Genomic DNA, 24,492 nt, shown 5'->3' with positions numbered 1-24,492 from the left:
GTGGCCTCGGTCCGGCGTCGGACCCAGGGGAGGGGGAGCATGGATCCCAAGCGTGCGGCGGCCGAGATCGGCGACAAGACCCTGTCGATGGAAGGACCGGGGGTCGTCCTGGAGACGCGCCGGGACGGGCTCGCCTTCCTGGTCTTCGACCGGCCGCACGACAAGGTCAACCTTCTCTCCTCCCCGGTCGTCGCCGTCCTGGAGATCCTGGTCGACCAGCTGGCGCACGACAAGGACGTGCGCGGGATGGTCGTGATGAGCGCCAAGCCGGCCTCCTTCATCGCCGGCGCGGACGTCAACGAGATCGGATCTCTGGGGTCGATCCAGGACGCCGAGAACGCCTCGCGCAAGGGGCACCGCCTGTTCGACGCGATCGAGGCCCTGCCGTTCCCGGTGGCGGCCGCCCTCAATGGCACCTGCCTGGGGGGCGGCACCGAGCTGGCGCTGGCCTGCCATTTCCGGATCGCCGCCGACGATCCGCGCGTCGAGATCGGCCTCCCCGAGGTGCGCCTCGGCATCATCCCGGGCTGGGGCGGGACGCAGCGCCTGCCGCGCCTGATCGGCATCGGCCCCGCGCTCGAACTGATCCTGACCGGCCGCTCCGTGGACGCGCGCAAGGCGCAGAGGCTGGGCCTGGTCGATCAGATCGCCCCCGCCGAGACCCTCCTGGAAGCGGCCGAGCGGCTGGTCGTCGACGCCGCCGAGGGCCGGCGCCACCCGCGGCCGCACGCCGGCGATTCCGCGCTGGCGCGGCTGAACCCGGTCCGCCTGGCCCGGGTCGCCCTGACGGCCCAGGTCGCCCGGGCCGGACTGCGCCGCCGCGTCAACGAGGCGCACTACCCCGCCCCCTATCGCGCCCTCGAGGCGGTCGTCCACGGGCTGCGCCACGGCATGGACGAAGGGCTGCGGCGCGAAGCGGAGCTGCTCGGCCCCCTCGCCGCGGGCCGCACCAGCAAGAACCTGGTGGCGATCTTCCAGATGCAGCGGGCCGCCAAGCGCGATCCCGGCGTCGACGATCCCGCCGTGCGACCCAGGGAGGTGCGGGCCGCCGCCGTGATCGGCGCCGGCGTCATGGGTGGAGGCATCGCCCAGACCCTCGCCCGGAGCGGCATCCCGGTGCGCCTGAAGGACATCGATCCGCAGGCGCTGGCGCGCGGCATGAGCGCGGCGCACGACCTGTTCCGCGCCGAGACCAGGAAGGGCCGGCTGACGAGGCGCGAGAGCGATCAGAAGCTGGCGCTCATCCAGCCCACGCTCGAGTACACCGGGATGCGGCGCTGCGACGTGGCGATCGAGGCGGTCGTCGAGTCGATCGCCATCAAGCACCTGGTGTTGCGCGAGGTCGAGACCGTCATGCCGGACGGGTTCGTGATGGCCACCAACACGTCCTCCCTGCCGATCGACGCCATCGCCTCGCCCGCCCGCCGCCCCGAGAACGTCGTCGGGCTGCACTTCTTCAATCCCGTCCACAAGATGCCGCTGGTGGAGGTGATCCGCGGTCCGCGGACGTCCCCCGAGACCGTGGCCACGGCGGTCGCTCTCGCCAAGCGCATCGGCAAGACCCCGATCGTCGTGGGGGACGCCCCCGGGTTCCTGGTGAACCGCATCCTGATGACCTACCTGGGGGAGGCCCTGCTCATGATCGAGGAGGGGGCGATGATCGACGAGATCGACCGCACCCTTCTCGACTTCGGAATGCCGATGGGACCGCTGGCGCTGCTCGACCAGATCGGCATCGACGTCGCCTGCCACGTCGCGGGGGTGCTCTCCGAAGCGTTCCGGGACCGGGCTCCGCGATCGACGGCGCTGCAGATCCTGAAAGACAAGGGATGGCTCGGCCGCAAGTCGGGGCGCGGCTTCTACACCTATCCGGACCACGCGGATGATTCCGATGGAGGCGCTACCGCGGCGGGCGGCGGCCCCGCCGGCCGAAGCGCCCCCGCGGGCCGCAAGCGGGCGCGCCGCGTCGAGGGGCCGCCGCGCGCCGTGAACGAGGCGGTCTATGCGCTCATCTCCGCCAGGCCGCGCCACCACGAGGACCCGGGGCCGACCGAGACCCGCCTCGTCCTGCCGATGATCAACGAGGCGGCGCGCTGCCTCGAAGCCGGGATCGTCGCCAATCCCTCCCACGTCGACCTGGCGATGGTCCTCGGGACCGGCTTCCCGCCGTTCCGCGGCGGGCTCCTGCGTCACGCCGACGCGCTCGGTCTGACGGCCGTGGTGCAGGGACTGGAGGCGCTGGCGGGGCGTCACGGCACGCGATTCCTGGCGGCCCGCCTGCTCCTCGAGATGGCCCGCGAAGGCCGGGGGTTCCATGGGAAAGCCTGAAGAGGCCCCGCTCAGCTTCATGAAGTCGCTGTTCGGGGGCGCCCTGCCGGCTCACCTGGTCTTTCCGTACCCGCGGCAGGACAAGGACGCGCGCGACACCCTCGGCCTCGTCCTCGAGTCGTTCCGATCCTGGGCGCGGGAAAGGCTGGACGGCGGCGCCATCGATCGCGCCGCCGTGTTCCCCGAGGCGCAGGTGCGCGAGCTCAAGGAGCTCGGCATCTTCGGGCTGACCGTTCCCGAAGAGTACGGCGGCGCCGGCCTGTCGATCACCTCGTACTGCCGCCTGATGGAGGAGATCTGCCACCACTGCGCCGCCACCGCGACCATCGTCGGCGCGCACCTCGGGATCGGCAGCAAGGGGATCGTCCTGTACGGCAGCGACGACCAGAAGCGGCGCTGGCTGCCGGCCGTCGCGAAGGGAGACCTCCTGGCCGCCTACGCCCTGACCGAGCCCGAAGCCGGGTCGGACGCCGGGTCGCTGAAATCCCGCGCCGTGTGGGACGAGAAGCGCCAGGCGTGGATCCTCAACGGCGGCAAGCGCTTCATCACCAACGGCGGTCACGCCGGCCTGTTCACCGTGTTCGCCCGCACCGCGATCGGCGGCGCGGACAAGATCAGCGCGTTCGTCGTGACGCGCGATCTCCCCGGAGTCTCGACCGGCAAGGAGGAGGACAAGCTCGGCCTCAAGGGGTCGTCGACGACCGATCTCTACCTCGAGAACGTGCCGGTGCCGAAGGACAACCTGCTCGGGGAGGCGGGGCGCGGCTTCAAGTACGCGATGGAGATCCTGAACGACGGCCGCGTCTCCCTCGCGGCCGGGGCGGTCGGCGCCTCCAAGGAGATGATCGACCGGGCCGTCGAGGCCGCCAAGGGGCGCCGCCAGTTCGGCCGCCCGATCGCCGAGTTCGAGATGATCCGGGACAAGATCGGCCGGATGATGACCGACACCTACGCGGCCGAGAGCATGGTCTACCTGACCACCGGTCTCGCCGAGCGCGGCGGCGTCGACTACTCGATCGAGTCGGCCCTGTGCAAGATCTTCTCGTCCGAGAACGCCTGGCGCGTCGTCAACCAGGCAGTGCAGATCGCCGGCGGCAACGGGTTCATCAAGGAGTACCCGTACGAGCGCTACCTGCGCGACTGCCGCATCAACATGATCTTCGAGGGGACGAACGAGATCCTGCGCGTGTTCGTCGCGCTCGCCGGCGTGCAGAACCTGGGCGACGAGCTGAAGAAGGTCGGCCGGGCCCTGCGCGATCCGATCTCCCAGATCGGCGTGCTGTCCGACTTCGCGCTGAAGAAGATCCGCCAGGCGATCACCGACGAGCAGTTCCCCGACATCGACCCCCTCCTGAAGAAGACCGCCGTGCGGGCCGCGCACTACGCCGAGGCCCTGTCCACCACCGCCGAGCAGGCGCTGCGCGATCACGGCAAGCAGATCGTCGAGCGGGAGTTCGTCCAGGAGCGCCTCGCCGAGGCGGCCGGCGACCTCTATGCCCTGATCGCCTGCCTGTCCCGCGCCAACACCCGCATCAAGGAGGAGGGGGCCGCGAAGGCGAAGCGGGACCTCCTGCTCACCCGCACCTTCGGCAACGCCGCCTGGCGACGCATCCGCCGGCGGCTGCACCAGGTGACGCACAACCAGGATGAAAACCTCGTGCGCGTCAGCGACCTGGCCTGCGATCAGGGCGGGTACGGCGAGGACCTGATTTCCTGACCCGCCGGCCCGCCGCGTGCGGGCGCCCGCGCGCGTGGGCCCGGCGCGGCCCACGGTCCATCATTGACGCCGCTTCGCCGAAAACGCTAGCATGCGCGCCATCCGCAGGGGAGGCCGGGAGTGCGCATCGTGGTGCTGGGAGGGGCGGGGATCATCGGGCGGGTCATCGCCCGGGACCTGGCCGGCGACCGCGAGGTCAAGGAGATCGTCATCGCCGATCTCGATCTCGACGGGGCCAGGAAGCTGGCCGCCTCCCTGGGGCGGCCCGGCGCCGTCGCGGTGCAGGCGGACGTGACCGATCACGCCGCCCTGGTCAACCTGGTCCGCGGTGCCGGCGCCGTCATCAACTCGGTGCAGTACTACTTCAACATCCCGGTCATGCAGGCCTGCCTCGAGGCGAGGACCCACTATCTCGATCTCGGCGGCCTGTTTCACACCACCCGCAAGCAGCTCGAGCTGCACGACGAGTTCAGGAAGGCCGGGCTCCTCGCGGTGCTCGGGCTGGGATCGTGCCCCGGCATCGCCAACGTGCAGGCTCGGGCCGTCGCCGACACGCTCGACACCGTCGAGTCGATCCGGATCTACAACGGGGCGACGCCGGACATGGGGGACTCCCTCGCCTGGGCCTATTCGATCCAGACCATCTTCGACGAGATCACCCAGCCCCCGATGGTCTTCCGCGACGGCCGGTTCCAGGAGACCGCGACGCTGGGGGAGGAGGAGCTGTACCGCTTCCAGGACCCGATCGGCGTCTCCAAGGTGCACCTGTCCCTGCACTCCGAGGTGGCCACCCTGCCACTGACCTACGGCGCCAGGGGGATCAAGGAGTGCTTCTTCAAGATCTCCTTCTTCGGTTACTCGGAGAAGGCGCTGCGCCAGCTTCAGTTCCTGGCCCAGATCGGCCTGGCCTCCACCGAGCCGGTCGAGGTGCGCGGCGCCCGTGTGAAGCCGCGCGACGTCCTCGTCGAAGTCCTGAAGCGCGCCCCCCAGGTGGAGCGCAAGGGGAGCCTCGGCTTCAAGGACATCGTCACCGAGGTGCGCGGCACGCGCGGCGGGAAGCCTCTCGTCGGGAAAGTCGAGACCACCTGCTGGCCGCACAAGGAATGGGGCGTCTCGGGCGGGACCGTGCTGGTCGCCTCGCCGCCCGCCATCGTCGCCCGCTGGCTGGCGCGGGGCCAGATCAAGCAGGCCGGCGTCCTCGCTCCCGAGCAGGCCGTCGATGCCGCAGCATTCTTCCGCGACCTCGAGGCACGCGGGGCGCGGACGACCGTCGCCGTCGCCGAGCCGTTTCCCGCGTAGGCCGCGCTCTTTACCCCAGCGATTCCAGGAAGCGCCGCACCGCGTCCCATACTTCGTCGTCGTGAAGGGCCCAGAGATCGTTGTGCCCGCCCCCCCGGATCGCCGCCAGTACCTTTCTCCCCGGCGCCAGGTTGTAGAGCCGCCGGCCCAGATCGAACGGCGCGATCTCGTCGTCCGTCCCGTGCACGACCAGGACCGGCGCGGCCACCCGCCCGATCCGCGCCGCCGAGTCGAAGCGGTAGGTCCCGAACCGTGACAGGGCGAGAAGCGCGAAGTGCCCGCCCTCGCGCAGAAGGTCCGGCACGGATGTGAACGGTGACTCGAGAATGAGGCCGGCCACCGCGGGCGAGCCGTTCCGATCAGGGGATGGGGCGGCCCCCTCCGCTCCTCCCGCCGCGAGGTAGACCGCCACGGCCGCGCCGATCGACCGCCCCCACACGACGATCCGGGCGGGATCGCCGTCCGGACGCGAGAGCAGATGGAGCAGCGCCGCCTCGCCATCCTGGTAGATTCCGCGCTCCGAGGGATGGCCGTCGCTCTGGCCGTAGCCGCGATAGTCGATCAGAAGCAGGTTGAGCCCGGCCTGCCGTGCCCGCGCCGCCAGGTCCAGACAGCCTCCGATGTTCTCGGCGTTCCCGTGGAAGAACAGCAGCGTGATCGGCCGTCGCGATCGGGATGAGGCGATCAGGCCCGCCCGAGCCGATGGTGCATCCGCCGCCGGAACGAACCAGCCGTGGAGGCTCACCCCATCGCCGGTGCGCAGGACGACGTCCTCGAACGGCAGTCCCGCCGCGGCCGGCGTCTCAGGGTAGGCGCGCACGGGATAGAACGTCAGGCGCGGCTCGAGGGCCAGAGCGGCGATCTTGACGGCCAGGACGACGGCTACGATGACCCCGCCGGCCGCCAGCACCGTCCTGACGACCGAGGAGGCCAGAGCACCCCAGGCCACCGCGTCTCAGCCCGCTTTGATGATGTCGGCGAGCAGGGAATGGTCGTCGTCGAGCGTGACGTCCTTCGGCTCGGCCGGGGACAGGAGCTTGATGTCCTGATCCATCTGGGTCACGGGCTTGTACTGCGGAATCGTCTTGTCCTTGAAGTGAATGTGGATCGGCATCAGCACGCGCTTGATGTGGTTCTTGTCGTCCTGACCGACGTGCACGGTGATCAGGAATTTCCCGTCCGGCTGCTTCTCCGAGCGCCAGGAGTAGCGGAACTTGGGGATGCCGACGTCCCAGAACCACTGGTCGAAGAAGTAGGTGTAGTCCGAGCCGGTGATCCGGTTGACCTCGCGCACCAGCATCTCGGTCGAGATGTTCTGGTTGCGATAGGTCTCCTGCACGCCGCGCATGACTTTGGAATACATCTCGTCATCGAGCTGCACCCGCAGCATGTGCAGGACGTAGGCGCCCTTGTTGTAGAGGAGGTACCTGCGATAATCACCGGAGTTCGGGCCCGCCAGCATGTTGGCCGCGGCGATTGGCGCCTCCTGGTCGCCCAGACGGGTCTCCTTCTTCCAGTCGTCCAGCACTTGCCGGAACCGCTTCGGCCCCTGGTATTCATTGACGAAAATACCGGAGGCGTATTCCGCGAACGATTCACTCAACCACTCGTCGTCATCGGAAGCCCAGCCAATCTGGTGCGCCCACCACTGGTGCGCGATTTCGTGGGCGAAGAAGCCATGCACGAAGTCGATCGGGCCGGTCCCGGTCATTTCGCTCGCGGCCACCTCGGATTGCGACATGAACGCCACCCCCCACAATTGGACGAATCCCTGGGGCGCCTGTCCGAAACTCAGCTGCGGGGCCATCTGGGCGATGTGAAGCTCGTCGTAGGGGTAAGGACCGTAAATCTTCTCGTAGAGCTTCAGAATCTGTTTCCCTTCATCGACGAATCCCTGAATCTTCTTCGCCGGGGCGACCAGGTTGAACGTGATCGGATTCTTCGACCCCAGGAAATCCAGGGTCTCCTTGTCCGTGATCGTGACGGTCATGGTCGGGAAGGAATGCACCGTCATGGGGATGTTCTTCTTCGATTCCTCTCCCGTGAACACGCTGTCGGTCTTCTGAAACCGGCCGAAAATGACCCACGGCAGGTGGGTCGGAAATTCGCAGTACGTTTCGATGCCGTTCTGGCCGTTCTCCTTGTCTTCGAAAGTCCTCTGCAGCTTGCCCGATCCGGAGATCAAGAACGGCTTGGGGACCTTGACCGTCCAGCGAAATGTCGAGCGGCCGTTGATGAAGCCGTACTGCGGATACCAGGCGGTCTGCAGGAGGCCGAACGATTCGGCGGTCAGTTGATACACGACCTGGGCCTTCCCCTTGGCCACGATGACGATCGGCGCTCCCGACCGCACCGGAGAGGGCATCGTCACGAGGAGTTGATCCCGCTTGTGCGTGAATTCCAGCGCCTGGCCCGACTCGTCGATGACGCTCAGGACGCGCACCGGTCTGAAGTCCTCGTACCACCGGCTGGCGAAATCGGCATTGCTTGCCAGGTCGAATCGAAATGCGCGGAGATTGTCCATGAGCGGCAAGACCTTCAGGCGGGCCTCCCACTTGACCTCCGCCGTCGACGGGAGGTCGACCACGAGATCCGTATGCTGGACCCTGAACACTCGCGGCCCGTCGCGCTCGGGCAGCATCACGTAATGTCCGGAAGCGGCGTAGTCGCCCATCTTGTGCCACCGACACCACTGCACCTGGTAACGACGGCTGGCCGCGCCCATCGTCTCGCTGCCGCTCAGTTCGTTCTCCTGAATCTCCTGCGGGTTGTATGTGTAGGTGAGCCAGTCGTGCTTGCTCGAATGGAAATCCGCAACGAAAAAGTCCTGATCCCGAAGCCCCGAAATCCGGATCTCCAAGTACTGCATCTCCAGGTGAAGCCCGCGTGTCCCATTCAACCAGCCATTGCGGTCGGAAAAGTTCTGGCTCGCTCTCGCAGAGGCTGCCGCCTCGGCCGTGACAGGCTTGCCAGCCCCGATCATCATCCGGTCGGTCTTGTCGCTGAAGCGAAACGTCGCCTCGGTGAACGGCTCCTTCAGCGTCTCGGCTCCGTAATACTTGTTCAGCATGAAGCGCTGCGTCCGGTTCGGGGGCGTCATCGACGCCTCGCCATCTCCGATGAACACGGCCCCAGTGATCTCACCGCCGATCGGCTGCATCAGGAAGACGGTCCCCTGCTTCAGGAGCAGCGTCATGTTGTCTTTCTTGATGGCGAGATTGGTGACGGCGTACGCCTTGGAGGTGTCGAGACCGGTCTGGTAGAAGGCCTTGAAGACCTCCTCGCGATTGGCGGCGAAGTCGAAGCCTTCTGCCGCTGCGGGAGCCGCCCCTCCAGGCGACGCGGTGGCCGACCCCGCGGGTGGAGCGGGAACTGGAGGCGCCGCGGGAGCCGGGGTGGCCGATCCCCCCTGGGAGAAGGCGCCGGGCGCGACCAGCGTGACCACGCCGAGAGCCAGGGCGCCGAGAAGGACCAGGACGAACACGCGAGGTCTGGCAGCAGACGCGACCGGAGTCGACATGAGTCCCTCCACACAGACCGCAACACTGAGGGCGGAAGTGCTATCAGAGACTACCGATGGGCCGGCATTCTATCACCCGATCAGGCGGGTGATCAGCTTCAAGGGGTCGCCGGCCTGGTCGACGGCGGCCGCGATCCCTTCGAGCAGCGGCAGGCGGAGGTCGTGCCGCGCGGCCAGATCGCGGGCTAGGCGGACGGAGCCGATCCCCTCGACGACCCCCGGGATCGACGCCAGCGCCTCCTCGGCGCCCTGGCGGCGCGCCAGCTCCGCGCCCATGCGCCGGTTGCGGCTGAATTCGCTGAGGCCGGTGCCGACCAGATCGCCCAGTCCTGCGAGGCCATAGAACGTCGCCCGCTTGCCGCCGAGCGCGACCCCGAGGCGGGCCAGCTCCGGGAGGGCGCGCGCCAGGAGGGCCGCCTTGGTGTTGAGGCCGAGCCCGAGCCCGTCGCTCAAGCCGAAGGCGAGGGCATAGGCGTTCTTCAGGACGCCCCCGAGCTCGACGCCCGCCACGTCGCGGCTGATCTGGAGGCGCAGGATGGGGGTCTGGATGTCGCGGCGCACAGCGCGCGCCAGGACGGTGTCGCGGCAGGCGAGCATGACCGCCGTCGGGGTGCCGCGGCTCAGCTCGTGCGCAATCGACGGCCCGGACATCGCGAGCACCCGCCCGCTGAACGAGGCGGGCAGCTCGGAGGCGAGGACCTCCGTCATCCGGCGATAGGTCCCGGCCTCCAGCCCTTTCGAGGCGCTGACGATCGCGGGGAGGGCCGGGCCCGCCGTGCCGGCGCCGAGCGCCGTCGCCAGCTGGCGGGCCACGTCGCGCACCACCTTGGAGGGGACGGTGACCAGGACGACCGAGGCCCCCGCGAGCGCCTCGGCCAGGTCCATCGTGATGCCGATCGATCGGGCGAGCGGGACGTCCGGAAGGTACTTCGTGTTCAGGCGCCGCTCGCGGATCTCCCGGGCCACGTCCGGTTCGATCGTCCAGAGAACGACCCTGCGGCTCCGGCCGGCGCGGATCCCCGGAGCGCCGCCCGCCAGGACGATGGCGAGTGTTGTCCCGAGATTGCCGGCGCCGAGAATCGCGACCTTCAGCTCCGGCACGCTGTCACCTCGAACCGTGGCGCTCGTCGGATCGCGACACCTCGATCGGCCGCGGATCGGCGCGGCCGGCGCGTACTCTAGCATAGGCGCGATGCTATAATTCGCGCGCGCCGCGAGTGGCGGCGCGCCGCGGGTGACGGCGCGACGTCCGGTGACGGGCGCCGCGACTCGAAGGAGCGGAATGACGTACGAACCGGTCATCGGCCTCGAGGTCCACTGCCAGCTCCAGACCGAATCGAAGATTTTCTGCGGCTGCTCGACGCGCTTCGGCAATCCCCCCAACACCAACGTCTGTCCCGTGTGCCTCGGCATGCCGGGGACGCTGCCGGTCCTGAACCGGCGCGCCGTCGAGTATGCGATCCGGGCGGCGCTCGCGCTCCAGTGCGAGATCGACCCGGTGTCGATCTTCGCGCGCAAGAACTACTTCTATCCCGACCTGCCGAAGGGATACCAGATCTCCATGTACGACAGGCCGCTCGCCGTGCGCGGCCACCTCGACATCGAGGCGGGTGGGCAGACCCGGCGCATCGGCATCACCCGCATCCACATGGAAGAGGACGCCGGCAAGCTGTTGCACGAGGGGTTCCCCGACTCCGCCTCCAAGTCGCACGTCGACTACAACCGGTCGGGCGTCCCGTTGATCGAAATCGTCAGCGAGCCGGACCTGCGCACCCCCGAAGAGGCGCACGCCTATTACTCGACCCTGCGCACGATCCTGGTCTACATCGGCGTGAGCGACGGCAACATGGAGGAGGGATCGCTGCGCTGCGACGCCAACGTATCGCTGCGGCCGGCCGGGCAGAAGGAGTTCGGCACGAAGGCCGAGCTCAAGAACCTCAACTCGTTCAAGTTCGTGCAGCACGCCATCGAGCACGAGATCCGCCGCCAGACCGATCTGCTGACCCGCGGCGAGAGGGTGACCCAGGAGACCCGCCTGTACGATCCGGTGGAAGACATGACCCACCCCATGCGATCCAAGGAGGAGGCGCACGATTACCGCTATTTCCCCGAGCCGGACCTCCTGCCGCTGCGCGTGGATCAGGCGTGGATCGAGGAGGTCCGCCGCCAGCTCCCCGAGCTGCCGGCGGCGCGCCGGCTGCGGTTCGTCAGCCAGTGGGGGCTCAAGGAGCAGAGCGCGCACGTCCTGGCCGCGAGCCGGCCGCTTGCCGATTATTTCGAGGCGACCGCGACGGCGGCGGGGGACGGGCAGGCCGCGGCCAACTGGATCGAGACCGAGATCCTGAGGAAGATCAAGGAGGACAAGCTCGAAGTCGGAAAGCCCGAGGACATCCCGCTCGCTCCAGAGCGCCTCGGCAGGCTCGTCGCCATGGTCAGGGACGGCACCATCTCCGGCAAGATCGCCAAGGACGTGTTCGAGATGATCTATGGCACGGGGAAGGATCCCGCCGACGTCGTGCGCGAGCGGGGGATGGCCCAGGTGACCGACGAGGGGCCGATCCGCGCGGCAATCGAGACCGTCGTCGCGGAGCACCCGAACCAGCACGGTCAGTATCGTGCCGGCAAGAGCGCCCTCCTCGGCTTTTTCGTGGGCAAGGTGATTCAGGCGACCGGCGGCAAGGCCAATCCGGCGCTGGTGAGCCGGCTGCTCAAAGAGCGCCTGGACCGGCCGTGAGACCAGTCCCCGGATGCGCCACGCCGCCGCACCGGCGCGCGGCATGATCCAGTTCTTCCACGTCACCCGAAAGTTCTCGCACGGGGCGCCGGCGCTCGACGATGTCAGCGTGCACATCGAGAAAGGGGAGTTCGTCTTCCTGACCGGCCCCAGCGGCGCCGGCAAGACGACGTTCCTGAAGATGATCTTCCGCGAAGACGTCCCGACCTCGGGGCAGGTCGTCGTCAACAACGAGGACGTCGCCACCATGCCGGCGCGGCGCATCCCGCACCTGCGCCGCCAGGTGGGCGTCGTGTTCCAGGACTTCAAGCTGCTGCCGCGCAAGACCGTTTTCGAGAACGTCGCCTTCGCGACCCAGGTGATCGGCCTGCCGCGGAAGGAACAGCGCAGCCGCACCTACCATGTGCTCGAGATGCTGGGACTGAACCACCGGCTGCACAATTATCCCGAGCAGGTGTCCGGCGGAGAGCAGCAGCGCATGGCCATCGCCCGCGCCCTGGTGAACAAACCCCTCATCCTGCTGGCCGACGAGCCGACCGGCAACCTCGACCCCGACCTGGCGAAGGAGATCATGGGCCTGTTCAAGGACATCAACTCGCACGGCACCACCGTCATCGTCGCGACGCATGATCGCGACATGATCCGCCGCATGGGCCGGCGCCTGGTCGCGCTCGATCACGGGCGCCTGGTCGCGGCGGCCGTGGCGTGATGCGTCTCCGCCCGGGAGCCGCGCGCCGCAACGGATCGGGGCGACGCCGCCCGGGAGCCGCCTGAGCGATGGCACGCCCGCTGCTCGCGATCCGCCATTCCATCCGGGAAGCATCGGAGGGTCTGTGGCGCAACCCGGCCCTCAGCCTCCTTTCCGCCGCCTCGATCGGCATCTCGCTCTATGTGCTCGGGCTCTTCCTGCTCCTGGCGTTCAACCTGAACCGCTTCGTCGAGGCCCTCGGCCGCGAGACCCAGGTGCAGGTGTACCTGCTCGAAAAGGCCACCCGGGACAATCTCAGCGACCTGCGCGCCGAGTTCGCGACCGACCCGGCCATCGCCGCCGTGGGCTTCGTGTCGAAGGAAGCCGCCCGCCAGAGGTTCCAGCGCGATTTCCCGTCGCTGGGCGACCTGCCGGAGCGCGTCGGGTCGAACCCGTTTCCGGCCTCCTTCGAGCTGGAGATCAGGGACGCCTACCGCGACCCCGCCTCGCTGGACCGCATCGCCAAATCGTACGAGAAGGCCCCCGGGGTCGAAGAGGTGCGCTACGACCGCGGCTGGACCGAGCGTCTGGTCGGCATCGTCGCGCTGGTCCAGAGGGGAGGGTACGGCATCGGCATCCTGCTGGCGCTTGCCGCGCTGGTCACCGTCGGCGCCGTGGTCCAGCTGACCGTCCTGGCGCGCCGCGAGGAGATCGAGATCATGAAGCTCGTCGGGGCCACCGCCGCGTTCATCCGCGGTCCGTTCCTGCTCGCCGCCGCCGTGCAGGGACTCGTCGGAGGGGGGATTGCCGTGGCCGGTCTCCTCGCGACGCACCGCCTCGTCGAGCGGTCGGAGGTCTTCCGCACGAACCCGTTCATGTCCCTCGTGGCCGGCCGGTTCCTGCCGGCCGAGGCGGCGACCGCGCTGGCCGCCGGCGGCGCCGTGCTCGGGGTCCTGGCTGCCATCCTGTCGCTCCGCCGCGCGGGGACTTTTTGAGAAACGTGCGGAGGCGACGTCAGCCCGAACCAGCCGACGATACGAACATGCAGGCCGACCGGGCTGGCGCCCCGGATACCACGGATTCCCCTTCAAGAAGGAGACGCTGATGCCCTCATCCAGCAACCTGCCCCATCCCCAACCCCCCGGAGCGGACACCGGCGCGACAGGCTCAGGGCGGATGGCCCCTCTTGCAGCCCTGGCGATCGTCTTGACGGTCGTCGCCGTGGCGGTCCTGGCGCAGCCTTCCACGGCTTCCGCGGGAGAAGGGGAGGCGACGAAGAAACTGGTGCTGCAGAACGACCGGATCCGCGCGGAGTCGAACTACTACCCGGCCGGGGCCGCCGTCGCCGAGCACGAGCACACCTCGCCACGGGCAGTCGTGGTCGTCGAAGGGGGGACGATCGAAATCCGTGACGCGAACGGAAAAGTGTCCACCCTGTCGCTGAGAAACGGCGACGTCGTCTGGCGGCCGCCCGAGAAACACTCCATCGTGAACATCGGATCGACCCCCGTGCGCCTCGTCGAGGTCGACATCCTGGACTGCCCCAAGCGCTGAGCCGGGAGGAACGGGGGCACGGCGGCCGGGCCGGGGACAGGCGGGCTCCGGGGGACGGCGGATCGGCACTCTGCGACGGGCGCCCCCGGGAACAATCGATTGTCAAAGACCCCGTGGCTCTCGAGGCGGCATCGTTGTCCGGAAGGCCGCGCGGAGCCGACGGCTTCCAGAGCCACACGACAGCTTCATGGTTCAGGACGTTCAGAGGTCGGCCGGCGCCCCGCTCTGCCCTGCAGGCCGCGCTCCGGCGCCGGCGATCCGGTCTCCGAAATAGCGCGCCAGCGGCGGGGCACCCTGCCGCCGGCCCAGCTCCCACCACAGGGCGTCCGGCGCGCGACCCGAGCAGCTGATTCGCCTCTGGTGCAATCCCGCCTGGTGGTGCCCGACGCACAGCGTCACCAGGTTCCCCTCGTCGTTGTCCCCTTGGTGGGAGCGGAAGATGATGTGGTGGGCATTCAGGTGGCCGCGGGACGTGCAGCCCGGCACCTTGCAGCGCCAGCCGTCGCGTTCGAGGATGCGATACCGTCGCCGCCACTCGGGATCGCCGGGGTCTTCCCAGGTTTCCCGCATCGCGTCGACGAAGACAAGCAGGCACTCCCACTCGCGCAGATGTGTGCCGGCGGACGCGCGGCAGGCGGCGATCGCCGACTGCCACAGTCGGGCGACATCGGCCGGAGCGTAGAAGGTGATGCGGTGCCGTGCGCGGCCAGGATCCGGGGGGAGGTCCGGCCGTCGAAGGGGCTGGGAGCCGGTGCCGAACGTGAGAGGAAGGGGCGGATCGACCGATCGGGGCGCCGACGTGTGCCACACCGGGCCCCCGGGCTCCGGCTCGACGGGAGGGAGGGGTCCGAATCCCGTACGGTCCCGGCGATCGGAATCGTTTCCGCCCCCGCTGCCTTCCGCCGTCGGGTTCGCAAGCGCCGTCTGGATTTCGCACGACGTGACGACTTCTTCCAGGCGGCGCACCGTCACCTTGCGAGCATAGCGAATCCAACGGCTCTCGGTGCCTGGGCGAACGACGCGAATCAGCAATCGCGCCTGGCACCAGGTGACGAGCCCGCGCCGGTAGGCATCGCGCACTTGCGGTAGCGTATCGAGGCGCCGGTCGAGCGAGACCAGGTACCGGGTTCGCCGCGGCGATGCGCCGAGCACCTCGGTCGAAAATTCCCCCAGCGATCTGAACCCCAGTTCCCTGTGGAGAGCGAAGGCCGCGAGTGTCCGCAGCAGCCGCCCCTGGCGCCAGACAAGCGATTGCCGCAGCCGGACGAGGACGCGCAGGTACGTGTCCATCTCCCACGGATCGACCCGCTCGGCGGGAGGTCCGGGGGACCCCTCGCTGGGGAAGCCACTCCCGGACCTGTCGGCGAGCTCCGGCAAGCGCCCCGAGAGGATGACGTCGGGGTCCGCGGCGGTGCCGAGAGGGCAGAGGGCTTCACGGACGGCCTGGGTCGCAGCGGTCCAGGCCTCCATGCCGGAGAGGTTGACGGCTCCCCGCCGGGCATCGGAATCCGGAGGGCCATCGGCATGACGGCTCACGACTCCTTCTGAGTTCCCGGACGGTCGGTCGCTCGCAGCCACGGACGCGCCGCCGGCCGGCTCCGAAGTGGACTCCGAACGCGACGGCGGCGAGGGGACGCTGGGGACGCCGGAAAGATACTCGGCCGCGAGAAACTCCGCGCACCGCCAGGCCGGCTCCTGGAGGCCCGCGACGCGCCTGACCAGGTCGAGGACCCAGTGCCACTTGGCGACCGCCTGGCCGGGCGCGGCGAACGAAACCGGGACGAACGCCTCATCGAGCGATTCCACCGCGCTCGCCGGCCCCTGCGCGGCGGCCGTGGCGGCACGGTCGGCGCGGGCTTGCTCTTCAAGCTGGCGCACGGTCAGCTTCCCGGCACGCGCCAGCCAGAGCTCCTGCGTATCGGGTGTCGCGACGTCGGCGATGACCCTCGCCCTGGAGACGCCGAGCGAGCCCGAGTCGAACGCGGCTGCGACCGACGGCAGATCGCGAAGCGCCCGCTCCATCCTGAGGAGAGACTGACAGCGCCTGAGGCTCATCCCGAGCCGCTCGGTCACGTAGTCCGCCGCCCGGACGTAGCCGAGCTGCCGGTAGAGCTGACCGGTGTGCAGGAGGTCCAGCCCCCGCCCCAGCCGGCGATCGATAGCCGCCGTGGCCTTGACGAGCCGGACCAGCTGCCGTACCAACAGTCGAGCGGCGAGCGGACGCAGTCGTGCCGGCGACTCGAGACTCGGAAGAGGGGCGCCCCCCGGGGAGGAGCTCCGCGACGTTGCGCCGCCAGGCTCGAACGGATGGCGATTCGTGGATGCATCGATACTCGGCCTGGGAAGCATGGGCCTCCTTTCCAGTGGCCAGAGGTCATCGACGCGGGCAGAATGAGTATGGTGTAAGATTCATGAATTGTCAAGACATTTTCCGCAACTTGTTTGGTGACTTTCACCTTGGGCCGGACGCGCTGGGAGGCGAAGACCGCACGGCAGGTGCACCGCGCAGCCGGCCGTCAGAAACCGCCGGGGATCAGAACTCTCTGGCGATGTAGAACTGCGTGACCGTGCCGCCCTCGTGAAACGGATCGTCGATGCGGGTGATGGTACATGGACTGGGAGGTGGTAGCGCGGAGTCGCAGACCTCGATGGTGTTCGGGAGCTGCTTGGCGAAGGACCAGGTGAGCTGGAACGGGCCGAGGTAGAAGCCCCAGCCGAAGCCGTAGGACGCCCGGCCGTCACCCAGCTTGCTGTTCTCGGAGTCCCAGAATCGGAAGCGCCGGCGCACCGGGTTCCCGGACCCGTCCACGGCGATGAAGTCGGGGTTGAGTTTCCCCTGCACGGCGCTCGTCGTCTCGAACCCGAGGCGCGGGTGGAAGAACTCGCCGCCGCCGAACCAGGCGGAGCCCACGTCGAGGAACAGGAAGCCGCGAATGTCCCGAATGATGCCGAACGGAAAGGCGAGCGCGTCCACGAGCGGGAACCGGAACTCGAGATTCATGAAGGACGTGCGGCTGCCGAAGAATTCGCGGTAGTCGTAGCCACGCAGCTGGTTCAACCCGCCGATCGATCGAATGTTGAAGCCGTTTCCGTTGCTGACCAGGCCGACCAGGCGAAGAGCGAGCAGCGAGCGGGAGGTGGCGCGCCGGTACAGGCGGTAGTCCAGGATGCTGTCGACGAACGGGCCGCTGCGGAAAAGGTCCGTGTCGCCGGAGGCGCTGACGGTCGGGGCCCACTCCTGGGTCAGCTCGAAGCGCTGGCCGTGATACGGGCCGAACTCCTTGAAGCGCGTCGTGTCGCCGCTGAGGCTCCAGGTGAACAGCGGGAAGCCCTCTTTCAGCTCGGCAAACACAGGCAGGAGGGTCGAGGCGTCGAGCCCCAGCGGCCGGTTGATGTCGCGCTGAAAGTAGCCCGCCGAGGCGCCGACCCGGTAGAACTTGTTGAACGGGTAGCTGATCTGCGCGCCGGCCCCGGTGAAGCGGCTGAACTGGCGCGTCCTCAGGGTCGCGTTGCTGAAGGCCGAGCGGACCACGTAGAAATCGCGGAAATCGGTGGCGAACACGCCCCAGTTCCAGCGGTTCTTGAGATTCAGGTAGGCGTAGTTGAAGTTGGAGAACGTGGAGACCGACTGGAAGTCGAAGAACATGCGGTGGTCGCCCAGGAGGTCGGACAGGATGATCTGCGCGTTGCTCAGGACCGTGCCGTCGTCCGCGACGCCGACCAGGACCGACGGCGCGCTCTCGACGTGGAAGCGCAGCTTGTCGTAGGGCTTCTTCTTGTCCGCGTCGAGCGTCAGCTGCAGGGGGGCCTGGAACGGCTGGAGCTCGGCCGGCTCGCGCGCCTGATCGGCGGGGTGCTGGATCGCCTCCGGCTCCCCGGGGGAGGTGCGGAACAGGCGGAAGCGCCCGCCGCCGAAGTAGGTGTACGCCAGGGACGGCTTGCCGTTCTCGTCGGGCAGCTCGAGCGGCGTGAAGACGCCGCCCAGGATGTCGGTCTGCCGCCTGATCTCGCCGGTGTCCAGGGCGAGCACGTGCAGGTTGAAGATGCCGCCGTAGGCGTCCGAAGAGTACCAGACCCGCTTGCCGTCCTTCGAGAACGACGGCTGGATGTCGCTGCTGTCGCCGAAGGTCAGCTGGACCTTGCGGGAGGGATCGGCGACGTCCACGAGGAAGATCTTCTCCGAGGCGTTGATGCGCCGGTTGTACAGGATCTGGGTGCCATCCGGGCTCCAGGCCGGGTTCCCGTCGTAGAACTCGTCCTGGGTCAGGTTGCGGGTCTCGCCGGAGTCCAGGTCGAGGGTGAAGAGGTCGACCTGCCCCCCCTGGTTCCCCTCGAAGGCGATCTTCTTGCCGTCGGGGCTCCAGGCGGGCGACAGCTCGTCGTCCACGCCCGGAATGCTGACCATCCGCTCGAGGTCGCCGCGCACCGCGTCGTAGATCATCAGCGCCCGCTCGTTCTCGCGCCGGGCGAAAAAGGCCAGGCGGTCGCCTTCCGGCGACCAGGTGAGGTCTTTCTTGAGCTGGAAGCCGCCGAGCACCGGGTACTCGAATTTGTTGGTGAACCCCTTCGTCAGGTTGCGGAAGATCTTGCCGTCCTTGGCCGAGATCACCACGACGTCCCAGTCCTCGTAGCGGGTCGTCAGGGCCGCGATCAGCTCCCCCGACGGGGAGAGGGCCGGCGACAGGGTGAGATGCCCCTCTTCATAGGAGGGCCGCTTTTCCGGCGGCGCGATCTCCTTGCCGTAGTCCTCCGCCTCCTTCTTGTCCAGAAGCGCCGGAAGATAGCGCTTTTGAAGGAATTTCTTGAATTGCCTGTCGAACTCGTCGGCCTCCACGCCGAAGGCGTCCTTGATCGGCTTGGCGACGTTGTTGGCGAGCAGGCTCTTGCGGAATTCCCACAGGAAGTTGCGGATCCCTTCCGAGCCGTAGTTCTCCTCGATGAAGTCGAAGGCCGCCTGGCCGTAGCGGTAGGTCATGAAGTTGAGCACCTGCACGCGGTGGATCGGCGGGATGAGGCCGTTGACCACGGCGTCCCGGATGATCGTCTTGTCGAAGTTGTCCTCGTCCTGCCCCAGATGGCTCGCCAGCCCCTCCATGATCCAGCCGGGCACGTTGGAGCGGAAGGCCCGCGACAGCGACTCCTGGTACAGGATGCTGTACTCGAAGATGTGCGTCAGCTCGTGGCCGATGAGCGAGTATTTCTTGTCGGGCGGCATGTCCATCGGCAGGACCATGCGGTGCTCGATCGGGTGGGCGAAGGCGCCGACGGCCTCGGGGATGAATTCCAGAATGATGTTGGTCTGCTCGAACTCGACGTGCGTCTTGTAGTAGATGAGCGGGATGCGGAACTTGATCTCGTGGTCGAGGATCTGCGACAGCCGCATGTACTGGCTCTCGGCGTCGCTGACCACCTGCTGCAGGAGGGGCTCCTCCTCCGGGTAGTAGTAGACGTCGAAATGCGGCGACCGGTAGACGTGCCAGTCGAACCGCTCATAGGCGATCTTGTTCTTGCCGAAGGCGAACGCGCCCGCGGGGAACGCGGCGGCGAGCAGCAGGAGCGCGGCGAGGGCGAACGGAATTCTGCGTCTCACGCGAGGCCTCCGAGGTCCAGGAGCCCGGCCGTCGGCCCGGGCGGTCTTCTAGTCCGTGAAGATGAAGCGCTGCGCCGACTTCGCCCGGGGGACGACGATCCCGAGGATGTCGTCCTCGAACTGCTCGAACAGCGTGTACAGAACGGTCAGCCGGTCCGTGCCATGCCCGGTCAGGGTGTTCTCGCCCGTGAAATGGTCCTCGTACAGCAGCCGCCCCGTCACCCCGTCCATGAAGAAGAGGTTCAGCCCCAGGGAAAATCCTTCGCGGTCGACGAAACGGGAGCGGCGCACCCGCTGCCCGGTGACCGGCGAGATCTCGTCCTGGGTCACGAAGCCGGACCGGTCCTGCGACTCGAACGACACCTTCCCCGCGATCAGCATGTCCGCCCCGTGGGTCTCCGCCAGCCGCCTCCAGAACCCGCTGTTCGCCAGGAGATCCTTGAGCGGCTGCTCCGGCAGCGGCGGCGGCTCGGCGTCCAGGACCTCGAGGCGGGTCTTCTTGCGCATCGCGCGCCGGACCAGCGAGACCGTCTCCTTGTTGAGGTCGACCCCCGAAAGCTCCTGGTCCACGATGAAGCGCGTCACCAGTATCTTACGAATCCGGCCCATGTCGATGCGGGCCGGCATCGGGGCGCTGATGGTAACCCGCACCACTCCGGCCGAGGCCGGGCCCGGCCAGGAGCCAGCGGCGGAGACCAGGGTCGCGCCGAGCATCAGGCGGCCGGCAAGACGCATCGGCGCGCGCCTAGACGCCGCCGGGCGTCAGGCCGCCCGGACCGCCGCCAGCGGGTGAATCGGGTCCAGGAGCCGGTTCGGGACTCGGGGACTCGGAAGGCTCGGCCCCGGCGGGCGTGGGGGACGCCGAGGGCCCCGAGTCTTCGCCCGGGCAGTTCTTGATCGCCTTGCAGAGAGCCCGGAACGCCTCGAAGTTGATGCGGATCTCCTTGCGTTCCGGATCGAGACGGCGGGCCTCCTCGTACTCCTTGCGGGCGAGCTCGAACTGCCCGAGGCTCTCGTAGGCCACCGCCAGGTTGTTGCGCAGGCGCGCGTTGCCTGGATCGTTCTTGAGGACCCGCTCCCAGCGGAAGGCCGCCTCCCGCCACAGACCCCGTTCCGCGGCCTCGGCGCCGAAGCGCATCTCGTCCCTGGGAGCATCACGCCGGCCGGCTCCCGACAACAATAACGTGAGCGTGATCAGGCAGGCAATCTTCAGGAGTGTCGATCCCATGGTCGAGCACCGGGCCTTCCATCCGGCTGCCGGCCCGGGTTGGACCGAGCGATCGGGACATGGCAGGGCTGACGAGTATAGAACACAGATCGGGGCATTTTCAACGCGCATCAGGGTTGACAACCCACAGGCCGTCAATAGATTATCCATCGATGACCCGGATCAGCAAAGATTGCTTCGGCACCGTGATTGCCAGCCTCAAGAAGATGAAGGAGTGCGTCCGCTGCGAGCTCCTGTCGGAGTGCCGGGCGATCAACTGGCAGGCGCAGGCGGAAGCGGACAACACCCCCGTCGTCGTCCACCGCTCCCCCAAAAGCGGCGACAGCTCGAATACCACCCCGGCCTGAGACCGCCCGCCCAGGGACGGTCCCTAATTCTCGGACGGCTCGATCAGGAACAGAAGCGCGGGGGCATGCCGGGAGAGGGCCTCGCGCAGCCCGTCCCTGGGGCGGTCCGGGAGCGCGAAGCAGGCGATCCAGGCCAGCCCCATCAGCATGACGACGACACCGAGATGATGCGTGAGATCGGCGACCGTGCGGACGCTGTCCTCCCCGAGTAGGCCGAAGCGGTAGAACAGCTCGTTCCAGTCGTGATCGCCGCCGCCGACGAGCGGGAGCGCCAGGTCGCGCGCGTCGCGCATGTAGACGGAGATGTTGATGCAGTTTTCCCCGATCCACCAGGTGCAGAAGGCCGCGCCGAGGGGGCGCGTCGGCGGCCGCAGGAGAAAGCATCCGGCGAGCAGGGCGGGGACGGCGAGCTGGCCGAGAGTGCCGCCGAGGTAGTGCAGGGTGGAGCCGAACGGAATCAGGACGAGATGCCCGGCCTCGTGGAACGCCAGATTGACGAGGTCGAGAAAGCAGCTGGTCTGGGCGCCGCTCGCGAGCCTTGCGGTCCAGAAGCCGAGGACGGGCAGCAGGAGAAGGGCCGTCCAGGAGGCGCCGCTGCGCGCCGCAGGGGCGGCGGCCGCCGCGCCGCCGTTCACGGCTGCTTCACGAGCTGGGTGGCGAAGCAGGTCCGGCGCGCCTGGACGACGTGCCCGGGAACGCGGGAGCGCAGCTCGATAGTGCGCCAGCCTTCGCGATCCGGGTTGGCCGGCGCATAGCTGATCAGATACTGGTGCTGCAGCGACTCGGACATCCGCCGGCAGGCCGCTTCTATATCGGCGCCCGATTCGACGACCACGAACTCCCCGCCGCTCTCCTCGGCCACCTTCTGGAGCGACGTGAAGGCGACACCCTCCGCCCGCCCCACGACGACGACGTACAGGGTCGCGCCCGTCTTCTTGAACGAGTCGAGCGCCTCGGCGAGCGTCGCGGCAGGGGCCGCCTGGGCCGGGACGGTCGGTTTCGCCCCCGCAGGCGCGCCCGGCGCCACGTCGGCGGGCGCGGGCGGCCCGATGGGAGGCGTGTCGCCTGCCAGAAGCAGGAACAGGATGCGGCCGCGCGGCCGCGTCAAAAGGCCCCGCGTGGCGGAGGCCAGCACCGAGGGAAGGGCCGGGCCGCGCCGATCCGATGACGTGCCCAGGCCGGCGAGCCAGGACTCCAGCCGGGCCCGGTTGTATGAGAACTCGATGGACGCCTCGGCGTGGCCTGGCAGGCCTCCCGGGCGGGTCACGACACCGGCCGGGCGCCCGATTCCGGCGATCTGGAGCGACTCCTGCGCCCGGGGCCGTGCCTCCGGGGCCGCGGCGGTCAGATCCCCGACTTCGAGGAGAGCGAGCGAGTCGAACGACAGCAGGGAGTCCGCCAGTCCGAGAGCGCCTCGCCCCAGTGCCGTGCGCGCCGAGTCGGTGGCATCCGCCTGGACCCCCAGGGCGATCGACTGCGGGATCGGTTCGTTGTCGAAGTGCAGGATCGGCGTCGGTTCGCCATTCTCCAGAAGGACGAAATCGCCCACCGACAGGCCGTCGACGAAGCGCCCCGAGGCGTCCCGGATGATCGCCGGGACCAGGGCGATCGGCACCGCCGGATCCCCCGAGAGGTCGGCGGCCCTGGAGATCAACGACACCTTGGCGTGCCGCCCTCCCGCGGTCTGGGCGGTCACGATGATGGTATGCCGAGTGATGTCGGAGCCGAAGTCGATCTCGGTGGCGTAGGGAGCGCGGCGGTCGGTCGCGACCAGCCGGCCGTCCACGAAGAAGTCCACTCCGGAGACGCTGTCTCCCGGCGGGAGCGTCGGCTCGATGACGATTTTCCGGATGCCGACCAGGTAATGCTCGCGCGGCTCCGCCAGGATCATCGAGAACCCGTCGTCATCGCCGCTCTTCTGGGCCGCGGAGGCGCGCTCGGGCTGCCGCGGCCGCGACGCGGGCTGCGCCCCGGTCAGGAGCGTTCCCAGGCCGAGGAAGAAGGCCGCGAGGACGACAAAGGCGGCGACGGCGACCAATCGGCCCTGGCGGAGGATCACGCGGCGGCTCCCGGCGAACGGCGTGGCTATGGGAAGCCAAAGATAGAGACCGGACGCGGCGCCGTCAAGTGCCCGAATTCTCGTGTACGATCCGCTGCGTGGATCCCGATCGAGCGATACCGATCGTCGCGGAGGTGCAGGGAAGTGTCGAGGCCCCCGCCTCGAAGAGCGCGACGCAGCGCGCCCTGATCGCCGCCGCACTGGCCTCCGGTCGATCGCAACTTCGTCATCCCCTCGTGGCGGACGACTCGCGCCACCTGATCGCGGCCCTGAATGCCGCCGGGATCCCGGCGCGCATCGACGCGGCCGGCCCGGTGCCGGTTTTCGAGATCGAAGGCCGGGGCGGCGCCATCCCGGCGAGCCGTGTCGCGGTCGTGGTCGGCAACGCCGGCACCGCGATGCGCTTCCTGACCGCCCTGCTGGCCCTGGGCAGGGGGGAGTACGTCATCGACGGCGACCCCCGCATGCGGCAGCGCCCGATCGAAGACCTGCTCGCGGCCCTTCGAGCCCTCGGAGCGGAGGCGGTCTCGCTGCGCGGCGACGGCTGCCCGCCGGTCCGGGTCGGCGGCCCCGGCCTGCGCGGCGGCCAGGCCAGGCTCAAGGGGGGGACCAGCAGCCAGTACCTGTCGGCCATCCTCCTGGCGGCCCCGGCGATGCCCGAGGGAGTGCGCCTCGAGATCGAAGGCCCCCTCGTGTCCCGCCCGTATGTCGACCTGACCCTGGGCCTCATGCGGCGCTTCGGGGCTGAAGTCGATACGCTCCCCGCCGGCCCCGAGCCCATGGAATTCGTCGTCCGGCCGGGCCGCCCGTACCGCTCGTGCGACCTGGAGATCGAAGGGGACCACTCCTCGGCGTCCTACTTCTTCGCCGCGGCGGCGGTGACCGGCGGGCGGGTCCGCGTCAACCGCCTCGACCCCGCATCGTCCCAGGGGGACGCGCGGTTCGTCGCTCTCCTCGAAGAGATGGGCTGTCGGGTGGAGCGGGGGAATTCCTGGGTCGCCGTCGAAGGGACACCGGACCTGCGGGGCCTCGACGCCGATTGCCGCGCCATGCCCGACATCGTGCCGACGCTGGCGGTCGTCTCCCTGTTCGCCCGCGGCCCGACCCGCATCACCGGGGTCCCTCACTTGAAGGTGAAGGAAAGCGATCGGATTGCCGCCGTCGCCTCCGAGATCAACCGGATGGGGGGGGGCGCCACGCCTCTCCCCGACGGGCTGGCGATCGCACCCCGCCCGCTTCATGCCGCGCGCATCGAGACCCATGCCGACCATCGCATCGCGATGGCGTTCGCCGTGGCCGGCCTCAGGGTGCCCGGAGTGACCATCGCCGATCCCGGCTGCGTGTCGAAGTCGTTCCCCGACTTCTGGACACGATTCGACCAGTTGACCCGCCGAAGCGACTGATCGATCCCAATCGTCCGGGCAAAAA

General features: G+C 68.7%; 18 protein-coding genes. 9 read left to right on the top strand and 9 right to left on the bottom strand.

Annotated features, from left to right (window positions below; genetic code table 11):
- Positions 1 to 39 precede the first annotated feature (39 nt).
- The 3 genes from VGV60_17195 (at position 40) to VGV60_17185 (ending at position 5,344) form a co-directional block, all read left to right on the top strand.
- The gene (locus tag VGV60_17195; GenBank protein ID HEV8703010.1) at positions 40 to 2,328 is read left to right on the top strand and encodes a 3-hydroxyacyl-CoA dehydrogenase NAD-binding domain-containing protein; all 2,289 of its coding nucleotides are present in this window, start codon (positions 40 to 42) and stop codon (positions 2,326 to 2,328) included.
- On the top strand, positions 2,315 to 4,045 hold the full coding sequence (locus VGV60_17190; GenBank protein HEV8703009.1) for an acyl-CoA dehydrogenase family protein: 1,731 nt from the start codon (positions 2,315 to 2,317) through the stop codon (positions 4,043 to 4,045). Before VGV60_17195 ends, VGV60_17190 begins: the two co-directional genes overlap by 14 nt.
- A 120-nt stretch (positions 4,046 to 4,165) precedes the next feature.
- Complete coding sequence (locus VGV60_17185; GenBank protein ID HEV8703008.1) at positions 4,166 to 5,344, top strand: saccharopine dehydrogenase NADP-binding domain-containing protein; 1,179 nt, start codon at positions 4,166 to 4,168, stop codon at positions 5,342 to 5,344.
- A gap of 10 nt (positions 5,345 to 5,354) precedes the next feature.
- On the opposite strand, the gene VGV60_17180 is transcribed toward VGV60_17185, so the two are convergent.
- The 3 genes from VGV60_17180 to VGV60_17170 form a co-directional block, all read right to left on the bottom strand.
- Positions 5,355 to 6,293, bottom strand: coding sequence for an alpha/beta hydrolase (locus VGV60_17180; protein HEV8703007.1), 939 nt, complete (start codon positions 6,291 to 6,293; stop codon positions 5,355 to 5,357).
- Positions 6,294 to 6,299: 6 nt separating this feature from the next.
- A complete protein-coding gene (locus tag VGV60_17175; protein HEV8703006.1) occupies positions 6,300 to 8,864 on the bottom strand; it encodes a M1 family aminopeptidase in 2,565 nt (854 codons plus the stop codon).
- A gap of 72 nt (positions 8,865 to 8,936) precedes the next feature.
- Positions 8,937 to 9,965, bottom strand: a complete 1,029-nt coding sequence (locus VGV60_17170; protein HEV8703005.1) for an NAD(P)H-dependent glycerol-3-phosphate dehydrogenase — start codon at positions 9,963 to 9,965, stop codon at positions 8,937 to 8,939.
- Positions 9,966 to 10,146: 181 nt separating this feature from the next.
- Between VGV60_17170 and gatB the strand changes: the two genes are divergently transcribed.
- The 4 genes from gatB to VGV60_17150 all read left to right on the top strand — a co-directional run bounded on the left by gatB (position 10,147) and on the right by VGV60_17150 (position 13,840).
- Positions 10,147 to 11,598, top strand: coding sequence for an Asp-tRNA(Asn)/Glu-tRNA(Gln) amidotransferase subunit GatB (gene gatB, locus VGV60_17165; GenBank protein HEV8703004.1), 1,452 nt, complete (start codon positions 10,147 to 10,149; stop codon positions 11,596 to 11,598).
- Between the two features lie 13 nt (positions 11,599 to 11,611).
- A complete protein-coding gene (gene ftsE / locus VGV60_17160; GenBank protein HEV8703003.1) occupies positions 11,612 to 12,307 on the top strand; it encodes a cell division ATP-binding protein FtsE in 696 nt (231 codons plus the stop codon).
- A gap of 68 nt (positions 12,308 to 12,375) precedes the next feature.
- Positions 12,376 to 13,281 carry an ABC transporter permease gene (locus VGV60_17155; GenBank protein HEV8703002.1) on the top strand — a complete coding sequence of 302 codons (906 nt, stop codon included), beginning with the start codon at positions 12,376 to 12,378 and terminating at the stop codon, positions 13,279 to 13,281.
- Between the two features lie 181 nt (positions 13,282 to 13,462).
- The gene (locus VGV60_17150) at positions 13,463 to 13,840 is read left to right on the top strand and encodes a cupin domain-containing protein (GenBank protein HEV8703001.1); all 378 of its coding nucleotides are present in this window, start codon (positions 13,463 to 13,465) and stop codon (positions 13,838 to 13,840) included.
- Positions 13,841 to 14,041: 201 nt separating this feature from the next.
- Here the strand turns inward: VGV60_17150 and VGV60_17145 are convergent, their stop codons facing one another.
- The 4 genes from VGV60_17145 to VGV60_17130 form a co-directional block, all read right to left on the bottom strand.
- Positions 14,042 to 16,042 (bottom strand): hypothetical protein, encoded by a 2,001-nt coding sequence (locus VGV60_17145; GenBank protein HEV8703000.1) that lies wholly within the window; start codon positions 16,040 to 16,042, stop codon positions 14,042 to 14,044.
- 331 nt (positions 16,043 to 16,373) lie between these two features.
- Positions 16,374 to 19,430: a hypothetical protein gene (locus tag VGV60_17140; GenBank protein HEV8702999.1), complete on the bottom strand. Its 3,057-nt coding sequence runs from the start codon at positions 19,428 to 19,430 to the stop codon at positions 16,374 to 16,376.
- A 48-nt stretch (positions 19,431 to 19,478) separates the two neighbouring features.
- Complete coding sequence (locus VGV60_17135) at positions 19,479 to 20,165, bottom strand: hypothetical protein (protein ID HEV8702998.1); 687 nt, start codon at positions 20,163 to 20,165, stop codon at positions 19,479 to 19,481.
- A 10-nt stretch (positions 20,166 to 20,175) separates the two neighbouring features.
- Positions 20,176 to 20,658 (bottom strand): tetratricopeptide repeat protein, encoded by a 483-nt coding sequence (locus VGV60_17130; protein HEV8702997.1) that lies wholly within the window; start codon positions 20,656 to 20,658, stop codon positions 20,176 to 20,178.
- 152 nt (positions 20,659 to 20,810) lie between these two features.
- On the opposite strand from VGV60_17130, the gene VGV60_17125 reads away from it, so the two are divergent.
- The gene (locus VGV60_17125) at positions 20,811 to 21,005 is read left to right on the top strand and encodes a hypothetical protein (GenBank protein ID HEV8702996.1); all 195 of its coding nucleotides are present in this window, start codon (positions 20,811 to 20,813) and stop codon (positions 21,003 to 21,005) included.
- Positions 21,006 to 21,028: 23 nt separating this feature from the next.
- Here the strand turns inward: VGV60_17125 and VGV60_17120 are convergent, their stop codons facing one another.
- Positions 21,029 to 21,640, bottom strand: coding sequence for a hypothetical protein (locus VGV60_17120; protein HEV8702995.1), 612 nt, complete (start codon positions 21,638 to 21,640; stop codon positions 21,029 to 21,031).
- Positions 21,637 to 23,064, bottom strand: coding sequence for a hypothetical protein (locus VGV60_17115; GenBank protein ID HEV8702994.1), 1,428 nt, complete (start codon positions 23,062 to 23,064; stop codon positions 21,637 to 21,639). Before VGV60_17115 ends, VGV60_17120 begins: the two co-directional genes overlap by 4 nt.
- A 98-nt stretch (positions 23,065 to 23,162) precedes the next feature.
- On the opposite strand from VGV60_17115, the gene aroA reads away from it, so the two are divergent.
- The gene (gene aroA, locus VGV60_17110; protein HEV8702993.1) at positions 23,163 to 24,467 is read left to right on the top strand and encodes a 3-phosphoshikimate 1-carboxyvinyltransferase; all 1,305 of its coding nucleotides are present in this window, start codon (positions 23,163 to 23,165) and stop codon (positions 24,465 to 24,467) included.
- Positions 24,468 to 24,492: the final 25 nt, after the last annotated feature.

The organism is Candidatus Polarisedimenticolia bacterium, assembly GCA_036001465.1.
In the GTDB taxonomy this organism is placed as follows: Bacteria; Acidobacteriota; Polarisedimenticolia; order Gp22-AA2; family Gp22-AA2; genus Gp22-AA3.
This window is presented reverse-complemented; position numbering and strand designations above follow the sequence as displayed.

What these genes read in the sequence shown, in the direction of transcription:
- VGV60_17195 (HEV8703010.1), top strand. Translation starts at nt 40, where the DNA reads ATGGATCCCAAGCGTGCGGCGGCCGAGATCGGCGACAAGACCCTGTCG.
- VGV60_17190 (HEV8703009.1), top strand. Translation starts at nt 2,315, where the DNA reads ATGGGAAAGCCTGAAGAGGCCCCGCTCAGCTTCATGAAGTCGCTGTTC.
- VGV60_17175 (HEV8703006.1), bottom strand. Translation starts at nt 8,864, where the DNA reads ATGTCGACTCCGGTCGCGTCTGCTGCCAGACCTCGCGTGTTCGTCCTG.
- gatB (HEV8703004.1), top strand. Translation starts at nt 10,147, where the DNA reads ATGACGTACGAACCGGTCATCGGCCTCGAGGTCCACTGCCAGCTCCAG.
- ftsE (HEV8703003.1), top strand. Translation starts at nt 11,612, where the DNA reads ATGCGCCACGCCGCCGCACCGGCGCGCGGCATGATCCAGTTCTTCCAC.
- VGV60_17155 (HEV8703002.1), top strand. Translation starts at nt 12,376, where the DNA reads ATGGCACGCCCGCTGCTCGCGATCCGCCATTCCATCCGGGAAGCATCG.
- VGV60_17150 (HEV8703001.1), top strand. Translation starts at nt 13,463, where the DNA reads ATGGCCCCTCTTGCAGCCCTGGCGATCGTCTTGACGGTCGTCGCCGTG.
- VGV60_17135 (HEV8702998.1), bottom strand. Translation starts at nt 20,165, where the DNA reads ATGCGTCTTGCCGGCCGCCTGATGCTCGGCGCGACCCTGGTCTCCGCC.
- VGV60_17130 (HEV8702997.1), bottom strand. Translation starts at nt 20,658, where the DNA reads ATGGGATCGACACTCCTGAAGATTGCCTGCCTGATCACGCTCACGTTA.
- VGV60_17125 (HEV8702996.1), top strand. Translation starts at nt 20,811, where the DNA reads ATGACCCGGATCAGCAAAGATTGCTTCGGCACCGTGATTGCCAGCCTC.